The sequence below is a fragment of the Candidatus Bipolaricaulota bacterium genome (genome assembly GCA_021159055.1).
Lineage (GTDB): Bacteria > Bipolaricaulota > Bipolaricaulia > UBA7950 > UBA9294 > S016-54.
Window position 1 is genome coordinate 1 of sequence record JAGGSO010000120.1, and the last position, 16,270, is coordinate 16,270.

12 protein-coding genes and 1 tRNA gene are annotated in these 16,270 nt (G+C 56.5%); 2 read left to right on the forward strand and 11 right to left on the reverse strand.

The features are described from left to right. Window positions 1-144: 144 nt before the first annotated feature. Both J7J55_06190 and J7J55_06195 read left to right on the forward strand, forming a co-directional pair. A complete protein-coding gene (locus J7J55_06190) occupies window positions 145-1,221 on the forward strand; it encodes a M20/M25/M40 family metallo-hydrolase (protein ID MCD6142290.1) in 1,077 nt (358 codons plus the stop codon). Between the two features lie 44 nt (window positions 1,222-1,265). Beyond that, a tRNA-Asn gene (locus J7J55_06195) sits at window positions 1,266-1,341 on the forward strand. Window positions 1,342-1,597: 256 nt separating this feature from the next. Here the strand turns inward: J7J55_06195 and rbsK are convergent. From rbsK to J7J55_06250, 11 genes are all read right to left on the reverse strand, one after another. Next, window positions 1,598-2,521, reverse strand: a complete 924-nt coding sequence (gene rbsK, locus J7J55_06200) for a ribokinase (GenBank protein ID MCD6142291.1) — start codon at window positions 2,519-2,521, stop codon at window positions 1,598-1,600. A 118-nt stretch (window positions 2,522-2,639) separates the two neighbouring features. After that, window positions 2,640-4,103, reverse strand: coding sequence for an aspartate aminotransferase family protein (locus J7J55_06205; GenBank protein MCD6142292.1), 1,464 nt, complete (start codon window positions 4,101-4,103; stop codon window positions 2,640-2,642). Between the two features lie 18 nt (window positions 4,104-4,121). Further along, a complete protein-coding gene (hydA, locus tag J7J55_06210) occupies window positions 4,122-5,489 on the reverse strand; it encodes a dihydropyrimidinase (protein MCD6142293.1) in 1,368 nt (455 codons plus the stop codon). Window position 5,490: 1 nt separating this feature from the next. Continuing rightward, complete coding sequence (locus J7J55_06215; protein ID MCD6142294.1) at window positions 5,491-8,238, reverse strand: molybdopterin-dependent oxidoreductase; 2,748 nt, start codon at window positions 8,236-8,238, stop codon at window positions 5,491-5,493. After that, complete coding sequence (locus J7J55_06220) at window positions 8,235-9,491, reverse strand: amidohydrolase (GenBank protein ID MCD6142295.1); 1,257 nt, start codon at window positions 9,489-9,491, stop codon at window positions 8,235-8,237. The genes J7J55_06215 and J7J55_06220 overlap by 4 nt, the downstream gene beginning before the upstream one ends. A 98-nt stretch (window positions 9,492-9,589) precedes the next feature. After that, the gene (locus J7J55_06225) at window positions 9,590-10,726 is read right to left on the reverse strand and encodes a 4Fe-4S binding protein (GenBank protein ID MCD6142296.1); all 1,137 of its coding nucleotides are present in this window, start codon (window positions 10,724-10,726) and stop codon (window positions 9,590-9,592) included. Next, window positions 10,723-11,913, reverse strand: a complete 1,191-nt coding sequence (locus J7J55_06230) for an amidohydrolase family protein (protein ID MCD6142297.1) — start codon at window positions 11,911-11,913, stop codon at window positions 10,723-10,725. Before J7J55_06230 ends, J7J55_06225 begins: the two co-directional genes overlap by 4 nt. Before the next feature lie 42 nt (window positions 11,914-11,955). Further along, a complete protein-coding gene (locus J7J55_06235) occupies window positions 11,956-12,798 on the reverse strand; it encodes a carbohydrate ABC transporter permease (protein ID MCD6142298.1) in 843 nt (280 codons plus the stop codon). After that, on the reverse strand, window positions 12,795-13,694 hold the full coding sequence (locus J7J55_06240) for a sugar ABC transporter permease (protein ID MCD6142299.1): 900 nt from the start codon (window positions 13,692-13,694) through the stop codon (window positions 12,795-12,797). Before J7J55_06240 ends, J7J55_06235 begins: the two co-directional genes overlap by 4 nt. 78 nt (window positions 13,695-13,772) lie before the next feature. After that, window positions 13,773-15,095, reverse strand: a complete 1,323-nt coding sequence (locus J7J55_06245; protein ID MCD6142300.1) for an extracellular solute-binding protein — start codon at window positions 15,093-15,095, stop codon at window positions 13,773-13,775. A gap of 120 nt (window positions 15,096-15,215) precedes the next feature. Then, window positions 15,216-16,154, reverse strand: coding sequence for a LacI family DNA-binding transcriptional regulator (locus tag J7J55_06250; GenBank protein ID MCD6142301.1), 939 nt, complete (start codon window positions 16,152-16,154; stop codon window positions 15,216-15,218). Between the last annotated feature and the right edge of the window lie 116 nt (window positions 16,155-16,270).

Below are 16,270 nucleotides of genomic sequence, written 5' to 3' on the forward strand. Positions count from 1 at the left end.
CAGTCCCGCCCCGATCAATCCGACGAATAACATGAGCATAATCCACCCCTTCATCGTTCCAAGATAGCTCATCCGATCACTCTGGTCAACCCTGGCACGGTCCGCGGTTCGACCGTATACTACCCTCGATTTGGAGGGATGATGATGGATAAACAACTGGTGGATGATTTCTGTGCGTTCGTGCAGATCGACAGTGAATCAGGGGAGGAAGAGCGGTTCTTGGAGTATCTGCAAGATCGGTTCATCAAGGAGCTCGAGGCGGAGTGCGTCCGCGACTCCTACGGAAACCTGATCGCACGCGTGCCGGCGAAGGGATCAGACAAGACCGAGCCGATCCTCCTCGGTGCCCATGCGGACACGGTGAAACCGGGAAAGGGAATCGAGCCGGTGATCGAGAACGGAGTGATCCGGTCGAAGGGAGACACGATCCTCGGCGCCGACGACAAGGCAGGGATCGCGGAGATCTTCGCCGCGGTGCGAACCGCTTCCCAACGCCCTCCGGTGGAGATCGTCATCACCCGAGGAGAGGAAATCGGACTTCTCGGGGCGAAGAACCTCGATACCTCTTTGGTGAACTCGAAGATGGGGTTCATCATTGACTCCGACGTTCTCGACACGGTGATCATCGGCGGACCGACCCACATCTCGTTGGACATCGAGATCATCGGTAAGGCCGCGCATGCCGGAATGGAGCCGGAGAAGGGGATCTCAGCAATCCGCGTGGCCGCAGCCGCGATTACGCAGTTTCCCGAGGGCCGGATCGACGCGGAGACGACCGCCAACGTGGGCACGATTCACGGCGGACTGATCCGAAACGGAGTGCCCGATAGAGTGACGATCCAGGCGGAGTGCCGGAGCCTGAACGACGACAAAGCGAAAGAACAAGCAGAAAAGATGCGCCGCGCATTCGAGGAAACCGCAGCCGCGGCTGGGGCGAAGGCGAATATCGAAGTGAACGTCGAATACACAGCGTTCCAGCTCTCCGCGGGCGATCCGGTGGTCGAGATCGCTAAGCGGGCGATCGCTGCAGTCGGGTTAGAGCCTAAAGCGCGGGTGATAACCGGGGGGACCGATGCCCTCGTCCTATGCAGCAAGGGGATAAAATCCGTCGTCCTCGGTACCGGAGGAAAGGGCGAACATACAAGCGATGAAAACATCGCCATCTCCGACATGGAGCAGGCAACCGCGATGATCCGTGCTCTTCTTGAGGACCTGGCCTGAGTGGTTGACGGATCCCAGGGCGTCAGATAGAATAGATAGTGCATTCCGCGGTAGCTCAATTGGCAGAGCGCTCGGCTGTTAACCGAATGGTTGGAGGTTCGAGTCCTCCCCGCGGAGCCAGGGCTCAGGCTGTATGATCCGTACTCCTCCTCGAAGAGAGAATACAAGCTGAAATCGATTGATGGATCTGTTCGTGCTGTCGGCCTTGCCGTGTATATTTTCATCTCTCTAACCCGGTCGCGATAGCACACACGTGCAATTTATTGGCATCTTGCTTTGCGTTCGAGGTGAAGTTATTCACCAATTTCCTCTGGGAGGAGATCAACCCGAAGCTTAAGAAGCAGTAAACGTGAGATCTAGCAGCGGTACATGAGCATCACGGCACCACCGGACTATCGTGGAGAAGAGTTTCCACCTCGGTTGCAGTGGGAAGAGATGGCTGTGCTCCCCTTCGGGTTGTCGCTAGTGCTCCAGCGGCATTGGCCCACAGGACAGCCTCTTCAACGGACCGTCCTTTAGCCAACGCTGCAGCCAATGCCCCGTTGAATGCATCCCCAGCCGCGGTAGTGTCCACTGGATCAACAGAAAAAGGGTTGAAATGTTGGATATGCTCCTTATCGATCAGGTAGGCTCCTTCCCTCCCGTCGGTGCAGATCACCGTCTTTACCCCCGCAGTCAGTAATGTCTCAGCGGCTCTCTCGATCCTGCTTTCATCGGTTAAGGCTACCAGTTCCCCCCGATTCGGAGTAATAATGTCCACTCGTTTTAGGTTTAATTTTCCGAAGTTCTGGGCCGGCGCTGGGTTTAGGATGACCAGAGGTCTCCCCACAGGTAGACGGCGTAACAGGTAGGCTATGGAGGACGAAGGCACCTCAAGCTGGAGGAGGAGCACTTTGGCATTGCTGAGGGAGTTGATGACCCGATCGATATAATCAGTATCCACCCGTGCATTTGCGCCTGGAGTATAGGCGATGGCATTTTCACCATCGCTTACTACCCAGATGCTCGCAATCCCCGACGGGGTACCATCCTCCCGCAACACCCATTCGGTGCTGACTCCGTTGTCACGTAGACCGGAAAGAAGCTCCTCGCCGAATACGTCCGCTCCCACTTTGCCGTAGAAAGATACTTGCCCCCCCATGCGGGCAGCTGCCACCGCCTGGTTAGCACCCTTCCCACCGGGGAACCGGGCAAATCCTTGTGCAATTACGGTTTCGCCGGGCTTCGGGAACCGTTCCATTCGGGTTACGAAATCCATGTTGATGCTGCCGAACACAGCGATCTCTGGAGCTGAACACATCCACATCCTCCTTGACAGCCTTCGTTATTGGAATAACGAGCACGTATGGTTGGTTCCTTCAATGCATCGCTCGCTATTCAGGCCACCATTATACTTGTAAAATCCCGATTTGTTTTAACTACTTGTTCCCAAATTGCTCCTCGGCTCGGGTGAAGGCCTTGTCAAAGATCTCCAATGCGCGGTCGATCGTCTGCCGTCGGATGGTGAGTGGCGGGATCAGTTGGAATCGGTTGTGAAAGTATCCCCCTTTTTCGAACACCATTCCCTCCTTGACGCACTCCCGGGTTACGAACAACGCCTCCTCCGGTGCTGGCTCTCGCGTTACCTGGTCGCGCACCAGCTCTAGCCCGATGTAGATTCCCTTGGCGTTGATGTTCCCGATCAGCGGATGGCGCTGCTGCAACTCGCGCAGCCCAGCGACGAAGTACTCTCCCCGCTCCTGGACGGACCGAAGAAAACTATCCTGCGCGATCGTGTCCAGCACGACGTTTCCCGCAGCACAGGCGAGCACGTTCCCTGCCTGGGTTGAGACGTGGGCGCCTGGTCCCCAGGCCTCCAAGATCTCAGGCCGAGCGACTACAGCTGACAGGGGAAGCCCCCCGCCCAGGGCCTTCGAAGTGAGGAGCATATCCACTTCTACCCCCTCCCACTCGCTTGCCCAAAGTTTACCAGTGCGTCCCAGTCCGGTCTGGATCTCGTCCACGATCAACAGGATGTCGTATTTATCGGCCAGGCGGCGCAGCAACCGCAGATATCCGGGAGACGGCAGGATGTAACCGGCGGAGCTCTGGAACGGCTCGACCACGAACGCCGCCACGTTGGTAATATCCCCTTTTACCTCCCGATACGGTGACTCCTTGCTCTGGAAGTAATACTCAAAGTAATTCTCCAATCGTTCTAGACACCAGCTTTCTTCGTCCTCACCTGCAGGCGCCTTGCCGAACGGGCACTGGTACGGATACGGGAACGGAAAATAGCTTACTCCAGTGTCAAGCGGCGGTATCGGATAGAAATAAGGCCACATCCCTCCCTTGCCGGTGAGGGCCATCGAGCCATAGGTGACCCCGTGATAGTCTCCGAACGCGGTGAGGATCATCGGCCGGCCAGTGTAGTAACGCGCGGCGCGGACGGCCAACTCGATGGCGTCGGATCCGGTTACCCCGAACGCGACCCGCGCTTTGCCTCCCTTGATCGGGCTGATCTGAACGAGCTTCTCCGCCAGCTTGATCCGTTCCGGATGCGGGAAATCGAAGTAGTGCGCTAATTTGCCCGCCTGTTCTTGAATGACCTTGGTCACCTGTTCGTTACATTCTCCCAACGCCGACACCGAGAACCCGGCGAGCAGGTCCACGTACTCCTTGCCATCTACGTCGATGAGGATGTCCCCATCCTTTGCCCGCTCGATGATCGGCGGCAGATCGAACAGGGCCAATCCCACCTGACCGTAGGATTCGACGGCCAACCACCGGCGTGCCCATTTCTTCGATTCGTCTCCGAGCTCTGCTACACGAAACCTCTCCTCGATCTTCTCCTGTGTGAGCTGAAGCCTCCTGCGCTGCTCAAGAAATTGCTGTTCGAACACCTTTGACCTCCTTATCGATCAATTAATCTTCCGAGGGATGAACTGTCCGTGTGCGGAATCGGCAATCCACTCGCCGTCTTCGTACATGATCTCCCCACGGCGCATCACCAGCTCCGGTAACCCGCGGCATCTCCACTCCTCGTACGGGGACCAATCGACATTCATGTGGAGATCCTCATGCCGCAGCGTCCATTCCTTTTCCAGGTCGAGAATGACCAGATCTGCATCCGATCCCGGCTGCAGGGTTCCTTTCTGCGGGAACAGGCCGAACACGCGCGCCGGGGTGTAGCTCGTCAACGCGACGATCCGCTCGAGCGGTACGCGGCGGTGCCAATATCCTTCGGTGAGCAGGATCGGCAGCCGCGTCTCCACTCCGGGCATTCCATTCGGCACTGCGGTGAAATCATCCTTGTGTACCTCCTTCTGCTCCCGACTGAACGGGCAGTGATCGGTGGAGATAAAATCGACAGAGCCATTCATAACGCCGTTCCACAGTGCATCGCGGTCATCTGCCGATTTGAGCGACGGGCTGACGAGGAACAGGTATCCGTCCGGGCGGTTGTACTCCGCTGCCGTCAACGCGAGGTAGTGAGGACAGGTCTCGGCGTACACCGTCTGACCGCGGTCCTTCGCCCGGGCGATCAGCGCCAGTGACTCACCCGCGGAGACGTGGACGAAGTATAGCCGTCCGCCGACGTGCTCGTTGAGGAACAGTATTTGGTTTACCGCATCCGCCTCGACAACGGCTGGACTGCTGAGATAGTGATAAAACGGCTCTTTGTGCCCCTGGTTTAGGAACAGGGCCCGCCGCGTGTGGATGATATCGCCGTTTTCAGCGTGAACCCCGATCAATCCCCCCGCCTCCTTCACCCAGTGCATGATCTGGTAGATCTCACCGGAATCGAGGCGCAGCCCGGGATACAGCATGTACAGCTTGAAGCTGGTGATCCCGCGTTCCACCACCCGCGCGATCTCCTCCGGAAGGGATGCGTCGAAATAGGTGACGGCGGCGTGAAGCGAGAAGTCGGTGTAACATGCCCCCTCTGCTTCATCAATGCGCCGCTCGACCGCGACGGTGATCGACTCACCGGCGACGGGAACGGCGAAGTCGATGATCGTGGTCACCCCGCCGCAGATCGCCGCCTTGGTCCCGGAGGAGAAGTCGTCGCCGGAGCTTACCCCGTCGCTCTCCCACGGCAGGTGGACGTGCGCGTCGATCAGTCCGGGGAAGATGAATTTGCCCGTTGCATCAATCGTGCGATCAACAGGGAATGATGCAGCAAGATCCTTTCCCATAGCAGCTATTTTCTCATCGACGACAAGCAAATCAGCTATGATTATACCGTTTGAGAGCACGATCTTCCCCCCACGTATTAGGAACTTCATATCACACACTCGCCTCTTTTTCTAGAGCCCGCCGAATCTTATCGGCACTTGCAGGCAGGTCGACTATTCTCACTCGGCAAGCATCGTAGATCGCATTTGTGATCGCTGGAGCAACGGCAACCATTGCCATTTCCCCAACTCCTTTTGCTCCGTAGGGCCCCAAAGAATCCTCGTTTTCTATTAATCGGGCTTCCAGTTCTTTAGGAAGGGAATTGATCCTCGGCACACCACATTGGGCGAGGTTGTTCGTCTGATTAGGACCGTGGGCAATATATTGTTCAGAAAGGGCGTAACCCATTCCCATAATTGCTCCCCCTTCAATCTGCCCTTCTAAAGTGAGACGATTGATTGCCTTACCAACGTCATAAGCAGAGACAAGCTTCTCTACTGATACTCGTCCCGTATGTTTGTCCACCCGTGCAACTGCCAAGTTGGCGAAGAATCCGAACGTGGGATAGTTGGGCCCTTCCCCTTTCTGCTCCAACGGAACCGTCTGCGGAGCGAGATACATCCCCCTTCCTAGCAGCCTCTTTCCATCGGCATGCACTGACTCAACAAGCGCCGCCAGTTCAACCCGTTGCCCGTTGCTGTCGATGATGTTTTTTCCCTCTACCGCTATGTTCCCTCGAAGTTGCGGGTAATAGACAGCTGCAAATTTGGCTATTTCCTTTTTGAGACTTTCAACCGCGTGCAACACGGCATTACCCGACATCACCGTCTGCCGTGAGGCGTTCGTTTCTCGCGCATCCGGGTCATTAGCTGTATCTCCCATCTCTACGTCTATATCCGCATAACTAACTCCTAACGCATGCGCGGCAATCTGCGCAAGGATCGTCGCTGACCCTTGCCCGAGGTCAATAGCTCCGACTCGGAGAAGGATCTTGTCATCGGAAAGGATCTCGATTTCTGCGTTTGCGTAGTCTTTTTCACCCAGGCCCAAACCAACGTTCTTGTAGCCACAAGCAATCCCCACTCCCCACCCCGGCCGATCACCGATCTCTTGCTGCGCAGTAATGTAGTCCTGCTCAATGGCATCCAGTGCCTCAACAAGATGCGTATCAGGCCCGAGCAGTTGTTCCGCCACGGTGCGATCCCCTTGTCGAACGGCATTGATGCGCCGTATCTCCAGTGGCGAGATATCCAGCTTGCGGGCTGCCTCATCGAGCAGGGACTCTACAGCAAATGTGGGTTGTGGGATACCAAATCCTCTAAATGCGGATGAGGGTGGGGTGTTTGTAAATACCCCGCGTGATTCTATTGCAACATGAGGCACCGTGTACGGCCCGGTAGCGAAAGCGGTGGTTTGCTCTATTACAGGAATGCTGAATGCCTCGTAGGCTCCACAGTTTGCAATAATATTGCCACTGATCGCTTCGATATGCCCATCTCGGCGCAGTCCCATCCGATAATTCATCTTCATTGGATGTCGCTTCACACTGGTACGCAGCGACTCTTCACGGGTAAGCACAATGCGTACACGCCTGTGAGTGACGAACGCTCCCAGTGCCAACAGCGCGTGGATGGAGATATCTGTTTTTCCTCCGAACGCCCCCCCGGTGGGGTGAGAAATTACGCGCACCATCTCCACAGGGAGGTCAAGAATAGCTGCAATCTGTCGTTGAATAGTCTGTGGGTATTGGCATGCTGCGCGAATCGTTACCTTTCCTTCATCCCACTCCCCGATACCTGCTTCTGTTTCCAGATACGCGTGTTCCACGGCAGGAGTGGAAAACCTCCCCTCGACAACGATATCTGAACGGCGGAAGCCTTCCTCGATCTGACCGCGCGTAAGTGAGAACCTGCAGACAAGATTTCCTTGAGGAAACAGCTGTGGAGCATCCGGTGCAAGCGCCTCTTGTGGATCGTAGACAGGTTTCAGCGGCTCATAGTCCACATGCACCAGATCGCGAGCTTGTTCGGCAACGGCGGAACTCTCCGCAATGACAAGAGCGATAGGATCTCCTAAGTAACGCACGCGGTCTTCCGCCAAGACCGGCTGATCAGCGCGAATACCCCCGAATGCGTTTTGTCCCGGAACGTCCTTCGCGGTCAGCACAGCGATCACACCTGGTAAGGCCACCGCTTGGGAAATATCCACTTTCTTGATCTTGGCATGTGGAAAACGCGGCCAGACGATTTTAGCAAAGGTCGTCTCAGAAGTAACAGGCAGATCAGCGGCAAATTTCAGCTTCCCGGTGACCTTCTCCACGGCCATTTTGGGCGGAAGAGGCGCACCTATCTCTACCTCTTCTAACTCCCCTCCATGATTGGCTGATTCAGCCTGTGAGACATCCTGTATGGCTTTGATCACTTTCTTGTACGTGCCACAACGACAGAGATTACCACGCAGAGCAGCCATGATCTCATCACGAGTGGGGTGTGGATTCTTATCGAGAAGAGCCTTACTGGCCATGATCATTCCCGGTGTACAAAAGCCACACTGCACAGCCCCTTCCCGGATGAACGCTTCCTGAAGCGGATGGAGGACTTTCCCATCGCTTAACCCTTCAATCGTAGTAATGTGAGCGTTATTCAATTGGTTTAGTTTTAGTTGGCACGACTTCATCGCCTTCCCGTTTACAATGACGGTACATGCGCCACATATCCCCTTTTGATCGCAGCCGTTCTTGGCTCCGGTCAAGCCCAAGTCATCTCGTAGATAGTCGAGTAGACTCCGGTTGGGATCAGCCTGCACCTGATAACGCCTATTGTTTACAATCAGTGTTACAATTGGGAATTGGTCCATCATGCGCCTCTCTTAAGCTGTTGTATCTTAGATCGTAACTTTATACTGACACGCTTCAGTTCTTCCTTGACCGCGCTTTCTTTTGCCCAAGAGAAATTACGTCCATCATACACTATTCCACCATTTACTATCGTGTATTTTATATTACTCACATCACCATAATAGAACAGATTCTTGAGCGGATCGTCGAGGGGTTGAGTATTCAATGATGAGAGATCAAAGACAACTATGTCCGCGCATTTTCCTGCTTCTAACGATCCGATCTCTTGTTCCAAACCTAACGCTTTTGCTCCTTCGATTGTTGCCATCGCCAGCGCGTCGTACGCCGGGAGGTAATCCGGTTGTCCGGTGTGCACCCGGTTTATGAGAGCAGCAAACCGCGCAGTATTGAGTAAGTTCATCTCAAATGCGTCGGTTCCTAGTCCCACCGTTACCCCGGCGTTCTGCATCCTATCGATCGGTGCGACGACGGCGGCGTCCCGCGCGTTCGGGACCGGATTATGCGCGACCGACACGTTGTTGCGGCGCAGGATCTCGATCTCGCCTTCGTCGAGGAAGATCGCGTGCGCGCCCAGGACCGGCCGATCAAGCAGCCCCACGTCTTCGAGGAACGCAACACAGCCCATTCCCTCCCGGGAGAGGATCGCTTTACGCTCGCTTGCCATCTGGGCCAGATGGAGATGTATGCGCAGGCCCTCCGCCGCGGCGCGATCCGCGATCGTGGCGAACATCTCCCGATTGAGCGTGTTCGTAGCGTGAGGGGCGATGCAGGTGGTGATCCGTCCGTCCGCTTTCCCCGCCCAGGCGGAGGCGAACTCCACCGCCGCGTCCAACTGGGCGGAGAACGCGGAGAAATCAAAGTTGTAGTCGATCCCGCTCTCGGTCTGGTGCGGCGGTCGTTTCAGAGCGAACCCGAGGATCTTCTGGCCGATGTGTCCGCGGATGCCGACCTCGGACACCGCTTCGGCGGTGGCGGAGGCGTGATGGTACATATCGGAGATCGTCGTCACGCCGCAGCGCAGCGCGTCCAGCGCCCCGGCCATGCTCCCCCAGTAGACCATCTCCGGGTCGAGCAGCGACTCCCAGCGAAACAGGGTGGTGTAGAAGAGTCCTTCGAAGTTGACCTCCTCCATTAGGCCCTTGAACAGATTCTCCGCCAGGTGGGTGTGACAATTGACAAACCCGGGGAGGATGAGATCCCCATGGCAATCTATCGTCCGATCTGGGTTGAAATTACCTGGAATCTCGTTGGACACGAACGCAATTCGTCCGTCATTTATTCCCAAGTAACCATCTGGAATACAACGGTGTGAACTGTCAAACGTACAGATTGTCCCTCCAGCGAGCAAAGTCCTCATCGCGCCTTCTCCTCGTAGTCAATTGCTCCTACCGGGCACATCGAGACGCACAGCCCGCACGCTTTGCAGCGTTCCGGGTCGATAACGAACGCGCCGTCGCGCTTGTCTACCGCACTGTACAGGCAGACACGGCGGCAGATCCCGCACTTTACGCACGTTTCTTGATCGATGACCGCCGTCCGATCCGTGGTCTGCACCTGGCGCTTCTCGTACTCCTGCCGTTCCTCCGTCGTTTCGGGAAAGTCGATCTGGGAGATGGTTCGTCCCCGGATCTCGTCCAGGGAGGAGAACCCGTGCTCGTGCATGAATTCGCGCATCTCCTCGTTCATCCGGGTGGCCTTCTCCGGCCCGTCGACGATAAACGCGGTGCACACCCCTACTGCCGCGGCGCCGCAGCTGAGCATCTCGATCGCATCGACTCCGGTGGTGACGCCGCCGGTCCCGATGATCGGGATACCGACGTAATGGGCGAGCTGTGCAACGTTGTACAGGGCGAGCGCCTTGATCGCCTCGCCGGAGACCCGGCCGAACCCCTGCTGGAGCAGCGCCGGTCGGCCAGTCACTGGGTCGATGGTGATCCCGGCCTTCACCGCGTCGATCGCCGATACCGCGTCGGCCCCGGCGGCCTTGAGCGCACGCCCGAACTCTACGATGTCGTGCACGTTGGAACTGAGCTTGACGATGACCGGGACATCGACCACCGCCTTCACCCGGCGGATCGCTTCCACCATCGGCTGTGGGTCGTCGTACCCGGTGAAGATCGAGAGTTCCAGCATCTGCGCACCGGCCTCCACCACCTGCGGTGCCAGCTCTGCCGCATCGTCCGGGGTCATCCCGATGCTCGCGATGATCGGGATTTCGAGCGTGCGCAGCCGGGGCAACTCCTCCTCCAGCCAGCGCGCGAGCGGGATCGTAGAGCACCGCTCGGTGTTCAGGAAATAGCCCTTGCCCCGATGCAGGCACGGCTGGGGATTGGTGGACGGTGACAACAGGATCGTCTTGGTGATCGCCGCTCCGATTCCGGCCGCGGCCAGCCGCTTTATTGAACTGAAGTTGCGGGTCATCGGTCCCGATGCCGCGACGAGCGGACTGCGCAGCTCAAAACCCAGCAGGTTCACTTTTATCGTGGTCATCGTTCGGTTCCTCCTCGGTGTAGCTCCTGCCCGCGCGCCACCACGAGCCGGATATCCGCCAGCCCGGCCCGGTGCACGATCGCGGAGTAAATGTCACGCACCGGCTGCAAATTTGGGGATTTCGGATCGATGACGATGAAGCTCGCGATCTTGCCGGGCTCTAGAGATCCGTACTCATCGTCGATTCCCAGGGCACGCGCCCCGCCGAGGGTGGCCATGGAGAGGACATCCCGCGCCTCGATTGCGTCCGGCCGGTTGCTCTGTCCCCGCACGATCCGGGAGAAGTAATCCATCTCCCGGAACATGTTCGGGCTAGTGAACATGAAGTTGTCGGTCCCCAAGCTCAGAGGGACTCCGGCCTTCCACAACTGGTAGAGGGGAGGGATACCGTCTCCCAGGATGCAGTTGGTGCGAGGGCAGCACACCACGGGTACCCCCGCCGCAGCGGTCGCCTCGATGTCGGCCGAGTCGGCGTTGGTCATGTGCACGAGCAGATCGGGAGCGACCTCTAGGATCCGCTTCACCTCCGAGGCTCCCCATCGTTCCTCCGATGCCTGTTGCGCCTTTCTCGTTTCCGCGATGTGAATGGCCAGTTTTGCGCTGTGGGCCTCGAGAGCTCCTTTCAGCACCGTGAGTTGATCGGCGGTGAACAGCGTGATATCGCCGATCCCCAGTCCCTCAGCCGCTTCACCGATCTCCGCTGCCTCGTGGAGGTATTTGGGCCATTCTCCGGGGGGGACGGTCGGCTCAGCGAATATCACCGCTTTGATCGGAAGGTCCCGCACCGCATTTTTCAGGAGTTCGCTGCCGTGTACTCCACCCTCGCGGAAGTCTCCGAATGCGGCGATTCCCGCGGCAAGCATCTCGCGCGCCCCGCTGCGCATCGACCGGGTGAGCTCTTCCGGCGTCAGACTTTGCAAGTACCGGTATTTGACGCTGTCGGGCGGGGATACAGCTTCCACGGTGGGAAGTCCGACGGCCATGTCCTTGGCTCCCCGGTCCCCGACGTGAGTATGAGCGTCGACGAATCCCGGGATGACGATCGCTCCGTCCAGGTCGATTCCTGGACCGGAGTAATCGGTCGTTATCTCTACGATGTGTTCTCCGTCCAGGACCACCGCCGCGCCTTCCATCACGCGGAGTTCAGAACCGGCGAGGACGGTGGCGTTCTTATAGACCTTTGCCATTGGTATTCCCTTTCCGCCGATCTCGTCCTCGACATTTGTTGATCATTTGACCCCTCCGAACGTCAGTCCGCTCACGTAGTACCGCTGCAGGAGGAGCGAGATGAACACCACCGGGACGATTGCCAGGCACCCGAGGGCCATCATGTACGTCCAGCCCTGGTTCAGTATTCCGTAGGTGCTCAGCATCCCGATTGGGAGGGTAGCCGTGCTGGGTGATGTCAAGGTCAGCGCGAACAGAAAGTCGTTCCAAGAAAGGATGAACGTAAACAACGAGGCGGTGACCAGCCCCGGCTTGCTCAACGGGAGGATTATCTTCCAGAACGCCTGCACCGGGGAACAACCGTCGATGAGGGCGGCGTCCTCAATGTCCACCGGGATGCTCTCGAACATCCCCGACATCAACCAGGCGGTGAACGCGGCGTCGTACACCGTATCGATCAGGATCACAGCGGTCCGGGTGCCGAACAACCCCAGCCCCTGCATGATCACCCGGAACGGGAGCACGATCACCACCGGCGGGAGAGCGCGGGTCAGGAGGATGAACGTGAGCAGGATCCCCTTGCCACGAAAGTGGACACGCGAGAACGCGTATCCCGCCGGCACTCCGAGTAAGAGGGAGAGGGCCATCGTCCCGAGGGAGATCACGCTGCTGTTCAGCACCCATCTTCCAACCGGCATGGTGCTCAGTATGTATCTGAAATTGTCAAGGGTCGGTTTGAAGATCCACTGAGGCGGCAACACGAACATGTCGATCCGCTGTTTGAAGGCGGTGGTCGCCATCCAGAAGATCGGGAAGAGAACAAATACGATGATTAACGCGATCACTACCGCCCGAGCGCTATGTAGCATCGTTCTCTTCCATTGAGTGTTGGTAGCGGTAATCATCGTATCCCTCCGTACTTTTTCGAGTATAGAACGTGGATGAAGAATACCCCCACAAGGACGCTCATCACCAACAGGACGTTCGACAGTGTTGAAGCGTAGCCGATGCGCAGTTGTTGAACCCCTACCTGAAAAATACGCAGGTTGGCCACGGTTGTTGCCGTTCCGGGTCCTCCACCGGTTATTGCCCAGATGATATCGAAGATCTTCAGTGCGTCCATCGCGCGGATTAACACTGCCACGATGATGGTCGGACGCAGCAAAGGAAGCGTCACGTAACGGAACAGCTGGCTGCTCGATGCCCCGTCGATTGCACCTGCTTCGTAAGGCTCTTTGGGAAGGCTCTTCAACCCAGCGAGGATGATGATTACGATCAGTGGAGTCCACTCCCAGATATCGACCAGGATCACGGAGAAGAGCGCGGTCGACCTCTCCACGGTGAGGCCGCGTCCGATCGGTATACCCAAGAGGCGCAAGTAATATGAGATCACACCGAGATCCGGGTTGTACAACGCCTTCCACACAAGCCCGGCTACCAACGGGGTGAACACGGTAGGGATAAGGATCACCGTGCGAATGATGTCCATGATCCTACTCTCGTAGTTCAAGAGGAGAGCAGTTCCCAAACCGAGAGCTAGCTCGGCGCTAACCGCACTGACGACAAAAATGACCGTGGTGACGAGCGAGTGCAGAAACTGCTCGTCGCGTGCCATAAGGACATAGTTCTGCAGTCCAACGAATGTTTTGGGGCTGCCCAAACTGTAGTCGAAGAAGCTGATGTAAATTTCATAAAGGACTGGATATAAAAAGAAAAAGATCAAATAAAGGGTAATCGGAATAATGAATAAATATAAAGAGCGCTTACCAGTGTTGAAGTACTCTCTTACGCTGCTTATCATTTGTCCGGCCTTTCAAGAAGCATGTTATACAGTACAGGCTGGTGCGGACTGGAATCCGCACCAGCCTGCGGCGTTGTCTTATTGTCCGTATATGGCCTTGATCTCTTCCGCAGCCTTGCTCAGCGCCTCTTCCGGCGTAAGCTCGTGTGTTATGGCCTGGTTTATCCGAAGCCCGAGGATATCCTGGATCCGGCTGTATTCGGGCACGCGGGGCCGGTAGTCACCGTTGCCGTCGATGAACAGCTTGAGCATCGTGCGCAGCCATGGCATCTTTTGATTCAGTTCCGGATCGAGCAGAGTCGAGAGCCGGATGGGAGCTCCGTCGTGCAGCATCCACTCCTTCTGGATCTCAGGGCTGGTGATCCACTTGATGAACGCCCAAGCAGCAGCCTGTCTTTCCGGTGAGATGTCCGCGTTGATTCCGATTCCCCATCCGCCGAAGCCGAACTGCGGCTTAACTGCAGGAGCGCTCGGGGTCATCGCCATGCCGGTTTTGCCCACGACGCGCGAGATCGACGGATCCTCATATCCGGCCCGGGCGATACTCCAAGAGGACTCCATGACTGATTGCCCGGTTCGATAGGACGTCTCGCGGTCGTCCCACCAGTAACCGATCGCTCCGGGTGGTGCCCACTTGTCAAAGATGTCGACGAAGAACTTGAGCGCGGCCAGGCACTCCGGACTGTCGACGACCACCTTTCCATTCTCGTCGATGATCTGACCCCCGAACGCACGCATGTACTCCATCCAGTCTTGCGCGACCGCGGGACCGCGCGCTCCGTTCGCTACGAGCCCGTACATGTTCTCCTTGGGACGGGTGAAGAAGGTGGCGATGTCAGCCAGCTCTTTCATCGTGCGGGGCGGGCGCAGATCATAGCCGTACTTGGCCTTGAAGTTCGCTTGTTCCTCTGGATCGTTGAACAGATCCTTGCGATAGATGAGACTGTTAGCGTATCCGGCCATCGGGAACGCGATCTGCTTGCCGTCCCAGCTTCCCTCTGCCCACATGACAGGAAGGATATCAGGAACGTCGAGCTCATCGTAATCCCGTAGGATGAGAGGCGTAAGATCGACCGTCCATCCCTTTTCAGCGAACTCTCCCGTCCAAACGATATCGACGGTGGCCAGATCGTACTGCTTGGTGTGTGTAGCGTAGTCTTGCGTAATTTTCTGATACAGTTCTGTGTATCCCAATATGTCTACTTCGACCCGCGCTCCACTGACCTCCTCAAACTTTTTACCCAAGACTTTCAAATAATCAGCATATTGATCGGCCATAGACGCCAGATGAAGCACAACCCCTTCATAAGGTTTCTCTTGTGCGCTTCCCAACAGCGCGATGCCACTTGTTGCCAGGATACTTACCGCAATCACTACGATTATCTTCCGCCATATGTGCATTTGCAGTCCCTCCTTTTTGATTTTGGACCTAGTGGTGCTCGACTCTCAGTTCGTGTCTCTCAGCTTGGCAATTACCACCTCCTTGTTGCAGCCTAAAGCCGGGATAAGTAAAACATTCAACTAGCATGAATCACCATATATTAATTTGGTTTCAAGCAAGATCTTCTTTTTAGAAACCCTCCCTTTGCCCCGCTGTATGAAAAGCTTCATCGCTTTTTTCCCCATCTCATATGCTGGGATGTGAACGGTCGTAAGCCGCGGTTGCACGAATTCCAACAACGAAATATGATCGAATCCAGTCACTCCTACGTCGCGTGGTACATTAAGTCCCAATTCCTCAGCCGCCCTGATCGCTCCTATCGCCATGAGGTCATTCGCGGCCATGATGGCGTCCACGCGAGAGGAACGAAGTATCTCTTGAGCACACTCATAACCACTCTTATACGTAAAGTTTCCATACAGTACCGCAGCCGGTTTTAAACCAGCGTTCTCAATAGCGGCGCTGAATCCGGATAGCCGATCAGAAGCGGTACTCACCTCCGGAGGACCGGCGATGTACGCAATGTCGTGATATCCCTTCTGCAAAAGATGTCTAGTGAGTTGGTAACTCCCAGACTTATTATCGGCTTCGACGCTGGGCAATCCTCTTACACTTCGGTCGGCTACCACTACATCTATACCCCTTCGCAGAAGGCGCTTGAGGCCGTCCCTATTCGGTTGACCAACCGAAATAAAGATAATCCCTTCCACTTGCTCGGCTAAAAGGATCTCCAAATACCTGGATTCCTTTTCCACCGAATGATTGCTGTCGCAGATAAGAGTGGAATATCCCTCTTCAAAGGCTACTGATCCCACACCTCGTGCAAGAAGGGAAAAAAATGGGTTAGAGATGTCAGGAAGTAAGATGGCAACGACTCGAGTCTTCTGCTTGCGCAGTCGCTGGGCAACCCTGATCGGCACATAATCGAGAGCTTCAATTGCGGCCAGAACACGCGCTTCGGTCTCCGGCCGCATGTGGCCAGCCCCGTTTCCGTTCAACACCCGGGATACGGTTGTCACCGACACTCCCGCTTTGCGCGCCACGTCTCGAATCGTCACCCGTCTGTCTTCTGGCATGGTTTAACGTTTCCCGAAATCGTTACCCTAATATAGCACGGGATCAGGAGGAATGTCAA

Bases quoted from the DNA above. Each gene is read 5' to 3' on its own strand.
- J7J55_06190 (MCD6142290.1), top strand. From the start codon at position 145: ATGGATAAACAACTGGTGGATGATTTCTGTGCGTTCGTGCAGATCGAC.
- rbsK (MCD6142291.1), bottom strand. From the start codon at position 2,521: ATGTGTTCAGCTCCAGAGATCGCTGTGTTCGGCAGCATCAACATGGAT.
- hydA (MCD6142293.1), bottom strand. From the start codon at position 5,489: ATGAAGTTCCTAATACGTGGGGGGAAGATCGTGCTCTCAAACGGTATA.
- J7J55_06215 (MCD6142294.1), bottom strand. From the start codon at position 8,238: ATGATGGACCAATTCCCAATTGTAACACTGATTGTAAACAATAGGCGT.
- J7J55_06225 (MCD6142296.1), bottom strand. From the start codon at position 10,726: ATGACCACGATAAAAGTGAACCTGCTGGGTTTTGAGCTGCGCAGTCCG.
- J7J55_06230 (MCD6142297.1), bottom strand. From the start codon at position 11,913: ATGGCAAAGGTCTATAAGAACGCCACCGTCCTCGCCGGTTCTGAACTC.
- J7J55_06235 (MCD6142298.1), bottom strand. From the start codon at position 12,798: ATGATTACCGCTACCAACACTCAATGGAAGAGAACGATGCTACATAGC.
- J7J55_06240 (MCD6142299.1), bottom strand. From the start codon at position 13,694: ATGATAAGCAGCGTAAGAGAGTACTTCAACACTGGTAAGCGCTCTTTA.
- J7J55_06245 (MCD6142300.1), bottom strand. From the start codon at position 15,095: ATGCACATATGGCGGAAGATAATCGTAGTGATTGCGGTAAGTATCCTG.